Origin of the sequence: Streptomyces sp. NBC_01485, from assembly GCF_036227125.1 — a bacterium.
In the GTDB taxonomy this organism is placed as follows: domain Bacteria; phylum Actinomycetota; class Actinomycetes; order Streptomycetales; family Streptomycetaceae; genus Streptomyces.
The window spans coordinates 7,372,763-7,385,027 of the sequence record NZ_CP109435.1 but is presented as its reverse complement, the minus strand read 5'-3'; the positions used below and the strand labels follow the sequence as shown (position 1 = coordinate 7,385,027).

Below are 12,265 nucleotides of genomic sequence, written 5' to 3'. Positions count from 1 at the left end.
TCAGGGCTGGAAGCCGTCAGGGCCGGAGGTCGTCAAGGCCGGAGATCGTCAAGGCCGGAGGTCGTCAAGGCGGTCGCCGCCGTCCGGGGGGCTGCCGCCGTCGGCTCGTGCTGTCAGTTCGCGCCGAACTCGTCCTCGAGGAGCGCGAGCAGTTCCTCCGCGGTCGCCTCGCCGACCTCGTCGTCGGCGGGTCCGGCGGTGGACGGGCCGGCCGCCCCGGCGCTGTCCAGTTGGGCGACCAGGGTGCGCAGCCGGTTGCCGAGCGAGGCACGTGCCTCCGGGGTGGGTATCGCGGCCGACGCCACTGACGCCTCCAGACGGTCCAGATCGGCGAGAGTGGCACGCCAGGGGTCCTGCTCGCCGTCCGCCAGCTCCACGAGCAGGTGGTCGGCGAGTGCGGTGGGACTGGGGTGGTCGAAGACCAGGGTCGGGGTCAGCGGCAACCCGCTCTCGCGGACCAGCCGGTTGCGCAGTTCGACGGCCGTCAGCGAGTCGAAGCCCATGTCCTTGAAGGCGCGGCCGGGTTTGACCGCTTCGGCGTCCGCATGGCCGAGGGCGGCCGCCGCGTGGTCGCGCACGAGGGCGATCAGGCCCGCCCGCCGCTCGGACGCGGTCTGGGCGGCGAGCCGTTCGCGCAGCCGGGCGCCGGGCGCTTCGGCCGGGTCGCCGTCCGCCTCCGGTTCGGCACCGGGGGCGGAGGTGCCGTGCAGTGCCTCGGGCAGGTCTGACAGCAGCGGGCGGGCGCGCATCGCGGTGAACAGGGGCAGGAACGCCGGCCAGTCGACGTCTGCCACGGTCAGGGTCGTCTCGTCGCGCTCAAGTGCCTGGGCGAGCGCGGCGACGCCCAGCTCGGGGCTCATGGGCCGCAGGCCCTGCCGTACGAGGCGGTCGGCGGCGCCCACGCCCATGCCGGGCCCGTCCCACAGCCCCCAGGCCACCGAGGTGGCGGGGCGCCCGGCGAGCCGGCGGTTCTCGGCGAAGGCGTCCAGGTAGGCGTTGGCCGCGCCGTACGCGGCGAGGCCGCCGCTGCCCCAGATGGCCGAGATCGACGAGAAGACGACGAACGCCTCCAGCCGGTCGCCGAGCAGTTCCTCCAGGTTCCGGGCCCCGAGGACCTTCACGGCGCCGACGGCGGCCAGATCCTCGGCGGTGGTCAGGTCGAACAGCTCCGTGGCGCCGACCCCGGCCGCGTGCACGACGGCGGTGATCCGCTCGCCGCTGCTGCCGGCACCGCTCCCGCCACCGGTCTCCCCGTCCCTCTCGCTCCCGCCGTCGGTCTCGACCCGTGAGATCAGTTCGGCCAGTGCCGCCCGGTCGGCGACGTCGCAGGACGCCAGCGTCACCCGGGTGCCCGACGCGACCAGTTCGTCCCGCAGTTCGACGGCACCGGGCGCTTCGCCGCCGCTGCGGCTGACCAGCACCAGATGCTCGGCGCCGGCGCGCGCCAGCCAGCGCGCGACATGCCCGGCGACACCGCCGGTACCGCCGGTGACCAGCACGGTCCCGGCGGGCCGCCAGCCGCCCGTGCCCGCCACGGCCGTGGCGGGACGGCGGACCACCCGGCGCAGCCACAATCCGCTGTCGCGGACGGCGACCTGGTCCTCGGCGCCCGAGAAGCCCGAACGATCCGAACGATCCGAGAGGCCCGACAGGGCGTCGGCGAGAGATTCCCGCCAGCCGCCGGCGGAGTCGAGGTCGGCGGGCAGGTCGATCAGACCGCCGATGCGGCCGGGGTGTTCCAGTGCGGCCGCCCGGACCAGACCCCAGATCCGGGCCTGTTCGGGCGTGCCGGGGGCGTCGCCCGGACCGATGTGCACCGCCTGGCGGGTCAGCAGCCACATCGGCACCTCCGCGCCGGTGTCGCCGAGTGCCTGCACCAGCGCCAGGGTTGCGGCGAGCGGCTCCTCCAGCGCGCCGGGCAGCGCGATCACACCGGCCGGCTGCTCATCGGGCGGCAGCTCGTCGAAGACGGTACGCAGCCGCTTGGCCAGCGCCTCCCGGCCCGAGTCGATGCCCTGTGCGCAGGGCACCGTGACCACATCGGCCGCACCGGCGCCGCGCAGGGCCGCCTCCACGGGGCCGCCGAGCGGATCGCCGGCCGCCGTGACCAGCACCCACACACCGGCCGCCGATCGGGCATCGGGCCGTCCCGCCGTCCGCTCCGCAGGCCGCCACACCACCGCGTACCGCCAGCCGTCCAAAACCGCTTGCTGCCGCCGCTCCCGGCGCCAGCCGCTCAGCGCGGGCAGCACCTCGGACAGCGGCTGGTCCCCGTCAACCCCGAGCACACCGCTCAGCGCCGCCAGATCCTCACGCTCCACGGCCTCCCAGAACGCCTGCCCCGCCTCCCCCGCCACGCCCGCCTCGCCGCTCGCGGCCGCCGTTCCGTGGCCGGGCCTGGGCGGCGTGGGCAGCAGCCAGTAGTGCGCGCGCTGGAACGCGTACGTCGGCAGATCCAGCCGGACCGCGCCGCTGCCGTCGTGGAGCGCCGCCCAGTCGGGTGCGATGCCCTGTACGTACAACTGCCCGAGAGCCGTGCGCAGTTCGCGCGTCTCCGGTCGCCCGCCCCGCAGGACGGGCACGGCGCGTACGTCTTCGTCGTCGGGCAGGGTCTGCCGGGTCATGGCGGCCAGCACGCTGTCGGGGCCGAGCTCCACGAAGGTACGCACGCCGTGGCCGTACAGCGACCGCACGCCGTCGGCGAAGCGGACGGCCTCGCGGACGTGCCGGACCCAGTACTCCGGCGAGCACAACTCCTCTGCCGTGGCCGTCTCGCCGGTCAGGTTGGAGACGACCGGAATGCGCGGGGTGCCGTACGTCAGCCCCTCGGCCACGCGGCGGAACTCCGCCAGCATCGGGTCCATCAGCGGAGAGTGGAATGCATGACTGACCGTCAGTCGCTTGACACGCAGGTCCTGTTCACGCCAACGCGACTCCAACTCACCGACGGCTACGGCATCACCGGACACCACGACCGACGTCGGGCCGTTCACCGCCGCGATGGCCACCCGCTCGTCCAGCTCGGCGAACACGTCCTCCTCGGTCGCCTCCACCGCCAACATCGCACCGTCCGAGGGCAGTTCACCCATCAGTCGGCCCCGTGCCGCCACCAGTGAGCAGGCGTCGTCCAGGGACCAGATGCCCGCCGTGTACGCCGCCGTCAGTTCACCGATCGAATGCCCGGCCACGAAGTCCGGCGTCACACCCCACGATTCCAGGAGCCGGAACAGCGCCACCTCCACCGCGAACAGCGCGGGCTGGGCGAACTCCGTGCGATCGATCAGCTCCCCGCCCTCGAACAGCACCTCGCGCAACGGGCGGTCCAGCAGCCCGTCGAACCTGGCGCACACCGCGTCCAGCGCATCCGCGAACACGGGATACGCCGCGTACAACTCCCGCCCCGCGCCGACCCGTTGACTCCCCTGCCCGGAGAACAGGAAGGCGAGCGCCCCGGATGTCGCCGAGCCGGTTACCACACCTGGGGCCTCACGGCCCTCGGCCAACGCGGCCAGTGCCGCCAGGAGTTCGTCGGTGCTGTCGCCGACCAGTGCGGCCCGGCTGTCCAGCGGCGTACGGGTCGTGGCCAGGGAGAAGCCGACGTCCCACGCGTCCGGCTCGGCGGAGTCGCCCAGCCGTTCCAGCAGCCGGGCGGCCACAGCGCGCAGGCCGGACGCGTCGGCCGCCGAGACGACCCACGGCAACGGCGGCGCGCCAGCCACCCCCGCCCCCGCCCCTGCCCCTGCTTCTGTCTCTGCCTCGATCAACGCCGGGGCCAGGGTCGGGGCCGGGTCCGGGGCCTGCTCGATGATCACGTGGGCGTTGGTGCCGCTGACGCCGAACGACGAGACCGCCGCCCGGCGCGGCTCATCGGTGTCCGGCCAGGGTGTCTCCTCGGTGGCGAGTGCCAGCGCGCCCGCGCTCCAGTCCACGTGGGTGCTGGGCTCGGCGACGTGCAGGGTGCGCGGGACGACGCCGGAACGCATGGCCAGCACCATCTTGATGACGCCCGCGACGCCCGCCGCCGCCTGGGTGTGCCCGAGGTTGGACTTCACGGAGCCGACCAGCGCGGGAGCCTGCCCCGGCCGCCGGTCGCCGTAGGTGGCGAGGAGGGCCTGCGCCTCGATGGGGTCGCCCAGCCGGGTGCCGGTGCCATGGGCCTCGACCACGTCGACCTGGTGCGCGGACAGCCGGGCGTCGGCGAGGGCGTCACGGATGACGCGCTGCTGGGAGGGGCCGTTGGGCGCGGTCAGGCCGTTGGACGCGCCGTCCTGGTTGACGGCCGAGCCACGGACCACGGCGAGCACCGGATGCCCGAGCCGCCGCGCGTCGGACAGCCGCTCCACCAGCAGCATCCCCACGCCTTCGGACATGCCCATGCCGTCCGCGTCGGCGGAGAACGCCCGGCACCGTCCGTCGGCGGACAGGCCGCGCTGACGGCTGAAGGCGATGAGCCCGCCCGGTGTGGACATGACGGCGGCGCCGGCCGCGAGCGCCATCGACGCCTCGCCGGACCGCAGCGCCCGCATGGCCAGATGCAGCGCGACCAGCGACGACGAGCACGCCGTGTCGACCGTCACCGCCGGGCCCTCCAGCCCGAAGGTGTAGGCGAGTCGGCCGGAGACGATGCTGCTGGCGTTGCCGGTCAGCAGGTGGCCCTCCATGCCGTCGGGCGCGTCGTGCAGGTTGCCGCCGTAGCTGGAGGGCCCTGCGCCGACGTAGACGGCGGTGCGGGTGCCGCGCAGGGTGGCCGGGTCGATCCCGGCGCGCTCGAAGGCCTCCCAGGAGGTCTCCAGGAGCAGCCGCTGCTGCGGGTCCATCGCCAGCGCCTCACGCGGCGAGATCCCGAACAGCGAGGCGTCGAAGTCCCCGGCGCCCTGGAGGAATCCGCCGTGCCGGGTGTAGGAGGTGCCGGGGTGGTCGGGGTCGGGGTGGTAGAGCCCGGCCAGGTCCCAGCCGCGGTCGCCGGGCAGCCCGCCGATGGCGTCGCCGCCGTCGCCCAGCAGCCGCCACAGCTCCTCCGGCGAACCGATTCCGCCGGGGAACCGGCAGCTCATGGCGATGATGGCCAGCGGCTCGTCGGCGTCACCGGCACCGGCACCGACGCCGGCGCCACCGGCGAGTGGGGCGGCCGAGGCGTCGGAGGTACCGGCGCCGCCGAGCAGCGTGTCGCGCAGGTGGGCGACGAGCCGGTCCGGCGTGGGGTGGTCGAAGACCAGGGTCGCGGGCAGCCGCAGTCCGGTCGCCGCGTTCAGACGATTCCGCAACTCGACCGCCGTCAGCGAGTCGAAGCCCAGGTCGCGGAAGGCGCGGCCGGGGTCGACGGCGGTCGCGGACTCGTAGCCGAGGACGGTGCCGGCGTGGCCGCGTACCAGATCGGCCAGGATCCGGTCGCGCTCGGCGGGCGCGGCGGCGGTCAGCCGCCGGGTGAGCTCGTCGCCCGCGCCGGCCGGGGCTGCGGTGCTCGCGGCGGTGCGACGGGCCGGGGCGGTGCGGACCAGGCCGGTCAACAGGGCGGGCAGCGCCCCGGATCCGGCCTGGCGCCGCAGGGTGGCCTGGTCCAGGCGGATCGGCGCCAGCAGGGTGTGCCCGGCGGTCAGCGCCGCGTCGAACAGCGCCAGGCCGCGCGCGGAGTCCAGCGCCGTGACGCCGGTGCGGGACATACGGCCGACGTCGGTGGCGTCGAGGTGCCCGGTGAGGCCGCTGCGCTGCTCCCACAGGCCCCAGGCCAGGGAGATCGCGGGCAGCCCCAGCGAGCGCCGGTGCTGGGCGAGCGCGTCGGTGAAGGCGTTGGCGGCGGCGTAGTTGCCCTGTCCGGCGTTGCCGAACACTCCGGCCGCCGAGGAGAACAGCACGAAGGCGGCGAGGTCCTGATGGGCCGTCAGCTCGTGCAGGTGCCAGGCCGCGTCGGCCTTCGGCCGCAGTACGGCGTCGAAGCGCTCGGGTGTGAGGGCGGACAGCACCCCGTCGTCCAGGGCGCCGGCGGTGTGGACGACCGCGGTGAGGGGGTGGTCGGCGGGGATGCCGTCCAGCAGGGCGCGCAGTTCGTCGCGGTCGGCGGTGTCGCAGGCCGACAGCGTGGCTTCGGCCCCGGCCGCGGCGAGGTCGGCCAGCAGTTCGCCGGCGCCCGGGGCCTGCGGCCCGGAGCGGCTGGCGAGCAGCAGGCGCCGTACGCCGTGCTCGGCGACCAGGTGCCGGGCGACCAGCGCGCCCAGGGTGCCGGTGGCGCCGGTGACCAGGACCGTGCCGTCCGGGTCGAGGGCGGGCGGCACGGTCAGCACGACCTTGCCGATGTGCCGGGCCTGCTGGATGTGCCGGAACGCGTCCGGCGCCCGGCGCAGCTCCCAGCAGCGGCGCGGCAGCGGGCGCAGCGCGCCGCTCTCGATGAGGCCGAAGACCTCCTCCAGCATCTCGCGCAGCCGCTGGTCGCCGCTCTCTCCGGTCTGGAACGCGCGGTAGCGCACCCCGTGGTGGTCGGCGGCGACCCGCTCCGGGTCGCGTACGTCGGTCTTGCCCATGTCGATGAACCGGCCGCCGGGAGACAGCAGTCGCAGCGAGGCGTCCGTGAACTCCCCGGCCAGGGAGTTGAGGACGACGTCCACGCCGGGGAACTTCTCGGCGAAGCCGGTGTCGCGGGAAGACGCGATGTGGTCGTCGTCCAGGCCGAGTTCACGCAGCGCGTCCCACTTGCCGGGGCTCGCGGTCGCGTACACCTCGGCCCCCAGGTGCCGGGCGATCTGTACGGCGGCCATGCCGACGCCGCCCGCCGCCGCGTGTACGAGGACGGCCTCGCCGGTGCGCAGCGCGGCCAGGTCGACCAGGGCGTACCAGGCGGTCAGGAAGGCCACCGGTACCGAGGCGGCCTGCTCCCAGGACCAGCCGTCGGGAATGCGGGCGACCTTGAGCCGGTCGGTGACCGCGAGGGGCCCGAACCCGCCGGTGAGCATGCCCGCGACCCGGTCGCCCACGGCCAGGTCGGTGACGCCGGGGCCGACCTCGACGACCCGTCCCGCGCCCTCGCTGCCGAGCAGCGCCTGGTCGGGGTACATGCCGAGGGTGATCAGGACGTCGCGGAAGTTGACGCCGCAGGCGCGTACCGCGATCCGTATCTCGCCCTCGGCGAGCGGCGCGGCGGCGGGCGGCCAGGGCACCGCGGCCAGGTGGTCCAGCGTGCCGGGGGTCGTCACGGCCAGCCGCCAGGCCGGGGCGTCCGCGGGCACCGGCAGCGGGGCGTCGGCGGCGGCCCGGGACAGGCGCGGGGCGCGGGCCTCGCCGAGGCGCAGCGCGGCCTGGGGTTCGCCGGTCGCGACCAGCGCGGGGAGCGCCTGCCAGGAGGCGGGGTGTCCGTCGGTGTCGACCAGGACCAGCCGGCCGGGGTTCTCGGACTGCGCGGTGCGCAGCAGACCGGTCAGCGCGGACGCCACCGGGTCGGTGTCCTGCCAGTCGTCGGCCGGGCAGCCGTCGCGGGTGACGACGACGAGACGGCTCTCGGCGAAGCGGTCGTCGGCCAGCCAGTCCTGTACGTCGCGCAGGGCCCGCTCCAAAGCGGTGCGGACCGCCTGCGGGGCGGGGCCGTCGGGGGTGGGCCAGCCGGTGAGCACCACGGACGGGACCGGACCGGAGGCGGCCAGTGCGTCCCGGTCGGGGCGCCGCGGCAGGTCCAGCGCCGTCGCGAGGCCCAGGCCGTCGGCGCCGAGGACCGCCCAGCCGGCGGTGGACGCGGCGTCGGGCAGCCGCGTCGGGGTCCAGGCCACCCGGTACAGGTCCTCGGCGGCGCCGGTCGACAGTCGCGCCGTGTCGACCGGCCGCAGCACAAGCGCGTCCACGGTGGCGACGGGGCCGCCCGCCGGGTCGGTGAGGGTGACGGTCAGGGTGTCCTCGCCGCTGCGCGCGAGCCTGATGCGCAGCGCCCGCGCGCCCACGGCGGACAGCGTCACACCGGTCCAGGCGAACGGCAGCCGGGGGCCGGTGGCCCCGATGGCCCTGACGGCGTTGCCGTTCGCATCGCCGTTCGCATCGGCTTTCGCGTCGTCTTCGAGGAATCCGGCGAACCCGGCCGCGTGCAGCGCCGCGTCCAGCAGCGCGGGATGCAGGCCGTAGCGCGCCGCCTGCTCACTGTGGCCGTCGGGCAGAGCCGCCTCGGCGTACACGGCGTCGGCGGTACGCCAGGCGGCCCGCAGCCCTTGAAAGGCCGGGCCGTAGCCGTATCCCGCCTCGGCCAGCCGGGGGTAGAGGTCACTGACGTCGAGCGCCGTCGCCCCGGCCGGCGGCCACTGCTCCTGCCCCGAACCGTCGCCCGACCTGTCGCCCGCCCCGTCGACCGGGCGGGCGGCCACGGCCAGCACACCGGTGGCGTGCAGCGTCCAATCGCCCTGCGGATCCTGCTCCACTCGCTCGCCGCCCGCGGCTTCGGGACGCGCGTGTACGGTCAGGGCGCGCCGCCCGGTGGCGGGGTCGGGGGCGGCGACCCGCACCTGGACGCGCACCGCCGCACGGTCGGGGATCACCAGGGGCGTGTGCAGGGTGAGTTCGTCCAGCAGATGACAGTTCGTCATATCGCCAGCGTGCAGGGCGAGTTCCACGAACGCGGTGCCCGGCAGCAGTACGGCGCCGGCCACCGCATGGTCGGCCAGCCACGGATGGGCGCGGGTCGACAGGCGGCCGGTGAGTACCAGTCCGTCATCGTCGGCCAGGCTCACCGCGGCGGCCAGCAGCGGGTGTTCGACCGTCGTCAGGCCCAGCCCCGCGGCATCGGCGAACCCGGTGTCCGGGTTCTCCAGCCAGTAGCGCTGCCGCTGGAAGGCGTACGTCGGCAACTCCACGCGCGGCACCTCGATGCCGCCGTACAGCGCCGCCCAGTCGACCTGGGCTCCCTGGGTGAACGCCTCGGCGACCGAGCGCAGAAACCGCTCGGCTCCGCCCTGGTCGCGACGCAGGGTGCCCAGCGCGACACCGTCCCCGCTCGACTTCTGGTCCAGCGTGTCCTGGACGGCTGTCGTCAGCACGGGGTGCGGGCTGACCTCCACGAACAGCCGGTGCCCGGCGGCGGCCAACTCGCCCACCGCGTCGGCCAGGCGCACGCGGTGTCGCAGGTTCCCGTACCAGTAACCGCCGTCCAGCTCACCGGACTTGACCCACTCGCCCGTGTACGTCGACAGCATCGGCACGGCAGGCGCCTGCGACGTGACGCCCTTCAACGACTCGGTGATCTCCGCTTCCAGCGCCTCGACCATCACCGAGTGCGAGGCGTAGTCCACCGCGACCCGCTTCGCCTGAACCCCCTCCGCCGCGCACCGCTCCACGAACGCGTCCAGCTCGTCCACGGGCCCCGACACCACGACGGACCCCGGCCCATTGACCGCCGCGATCCCGACACCGTCCGGCAGCAGCGGCTCCACCTCCTCGGCAGAGGCGAAGACGGACACCATCCCGCCAGTGCCCGCAAGCCGCGTGATCGCGCGCGACCGCAACACGACAACCCGGGCGGCGTCCTCCAACGACAACGCACCCGCCACACACGCCGCCGCGATCTCACCCTGCGAATGACCCACCACCGCAACCGGCACCACACCCACCGACCGCCACACCGCAGCCAACGACACCATCACAGCCCACAACACCGGCTGCACCACATCAACCCGCGCCAACTCAGCTCCGTCACCGGCGAGCACACCGGTCAGCGACCAGTCGACCCACGGCGACAGCGCCGCCTCGCACTCCGCGATCGACGCCGCGAACACCGGTGACACGGCCAGCAGTTCACGGCCCATCCCCACCCACTGCGCCCCCTGCCCCGGGAACACGAACACCACACCGGCATCGGCGCCCGCGCTGCCGGTCACCACCCGTGGCGAGTCGGCCGTGCCGGACTCGATCTCCCGCAGCGTTGCGACCCGTTCGGCCAGGCTCTCGCCGAAGATCACCGCGCGGTCCGCGAATGCCGACCGGCCGGCCAGCGCCCGCCCGATCGCGACGGTGCCGTGGACTGCGGGTTCTGCGGCTTCTGAGGGTTCTGGGGCTTCTGAGGGTTCTGCGGCTTCTCCCTGTACTCCCTGCACTCCATGTACTGCGGGTTCGACGAACTCCGCCAGTTGCGCCGCCTGGCCGGCCAGCGCGGCGGCCCCGCGGCCCGAGAGCACCCATGGCGCCGCTTCGGCCGCGCCGAACGGCCGCGGCCGGACGGCGGCGGTGCCCGGTCCGGGCTCCGGGGTCGGTTCCGGGTCGGAAGCGGGCAGGTCGGGGGCCTGTTCCAGGATCAGGTGGACGTTCGTGCCGCTGACGCCGAAGGAGGACACCCCGATGCGGCGCGCCCGGCCGGTGCTCGGCCATGCCCGGGCCTCGGTCAGCAGCCGTACGGCGCCGTCCGACCAGTCGACGTGCGGCGAGGGCTCCGCCACATGCAGCGTCCTGGGCAGCACACCGTGTTCCAGGGCCATGACGGACTTGATCACACCGGCCACGCCGGACGCGGTCTGGCAGTGGCCGATGTTGGACTTGAGCGAGCCGAGCCACAACGGCTCCTCGGCGGCGCGCTGTTGACCGTAGGTGGCCAGCAGGGCCTGCGCCTCGATGGGGTCGCCGAGTGTGGTGCCCGTACCGTGCGCCTCGACGGCGTCGACGTCGGCGGCGGTCAGCCCGGCGTCGGCCAGGGCCTCGCGGATGACGCGCTGCTGGGCGGGACCGCTGGGGGCGGCCAGGCCGTTGCTGGCGCCGTCCTGGTTGATGGCGGTGCCCCGGATGACGGCCAGCACGCGGTGGCCGAGCCGTTGGGCGTCCGACAGCCGTTCCAGGAGCAGCACGCCGACGCCGTCCGCCCAGCCGATGCCGTCGGCGTCGCTGGAGAACGCCTTGCACCGGCCGTCCACCGCCAGACCGCCCTGGCGGCTGAACTCCACGAACGACCAAGGGGTGGTCAGCACCGATGCGCCGCCCGCCACCGCGAGGGTGCACTCGCCCTGCCGCAGGCTCTGGCACGCGATGTGCAGCGCGACGGAGGAGGAGGAGCAGGCGGTCTCCACCGTGATCGCCGGTCCCTGAAGGCCCAGCGTGTACGCGATGCGGCCGGAGGCGACGCTGGTGATGTTGCCGGTGAGCAGGTAGCCCTCGACGCCCTCCGGCAGCGGCTGGTGCCCGCCGCCGCCGTACCCCTGGAAGGCGGCGCCGATGAACACGCCGGACTTGCTGCCGCTCAGCGAGTGCGGGTCGATCCCGGCCCGTTCGAACGCCTCCCACGAGGTCTCAAGCAGCAGCCGCTGCTGGGGATCCATCGCCAGCGCCTCACGCGGCGAGATCCCGAAGAACGGCGCGTCGAAGTCTGCGACGTCGTCGATGAAGCCGCCCTGGTCCACGTAGAAGGTCCCCGGCTTGTCGGGGTCCGGGTCGTACAGCGCCTCGATGTCCCAGCCACGGTCGGTGGGCAGCCCGCCGACCGCGTCGGCGCCGTCGTCGACCAGCCGCCACAGGTCCTCCGGGCTGCGCACCCCGCCGGGCAGCCGGCAGGCCATCCCGACGATGGCGATCGGCTCGTGCGCCGCCTCGGTCAGCGCCCGGTTGCTGCGGCGCAGGCGCTCGGTCTCCTTCAGGGAGGCCCGCAGCGCTTCGAGGATCTGCTCGGTTGACGTGGTCATCGTGAACTCCGTAGTGGACGCTCGCGGTCAGGAGTCGGCGGGACGCCAGGACAGTGGGGCGGCGGGACAGTCGGGCGGCGGGACAGTCGGGCGGCGGGACAGTGGGACGGCAGGGCGGCGATGGTGTCGAACGGGCCCGGCACGCGGAGCGCACGCCGGAGCGGCGCTCCGCCGCCACGGCACCGACGGCGGCCGGGGCATATGGAAAGCAGTGGAATTCTTGTTTTACCGCGCGGAATATCGCGCGGGCGCGAGTGATATCCGGCGGCGGACTTGCTTTCCTGAGCAGGCCAACGGTCCGGCCGGTCCGGCCGGTTCGGCTGCTTCGACCGGTTCGGCTGCTTCGACCGCTTCGGGAAATAGCCGCCTTGACGGGTGAGTGCCGGATCGCGCGTCATCTTTATCTGCTCCGGCCCCTCTCCCTGCCGCAATACGGCCATAGACGCCGCAGTCCTGCCGCTGGTCCTGGCTCACCCTAGGCAGCGGCCCGGTGCCGGTAGCACCCCTATCCGACCCCCTGATGCCCCACGGATACCTGACCGGTCCGCCTTGTCAGCCGGTGGCGCGGGTGCGATGGCGCCGCCGGCCGTCCAGTCCGGCGGTGCGTGATTGACTGCCCGCGGCCGCATGGGAATTGTTGG

General features: G+C 74.4%; 1 pseudogene. It reads right to left on the bottom strand.

Annotation, left to right across the window (positions count from 1 at the left end):
• Window positions 1-113: 113 nt before the first annotated feature.
• A pseudogene (locus OG352_RS33280) lies at window positions 114-11,591 on the bottom strand (type I polyketide synthase); the annotation flags it as partial.
• Window positions 11,592-12,265 lie beyond the last annotated feature (674 nt).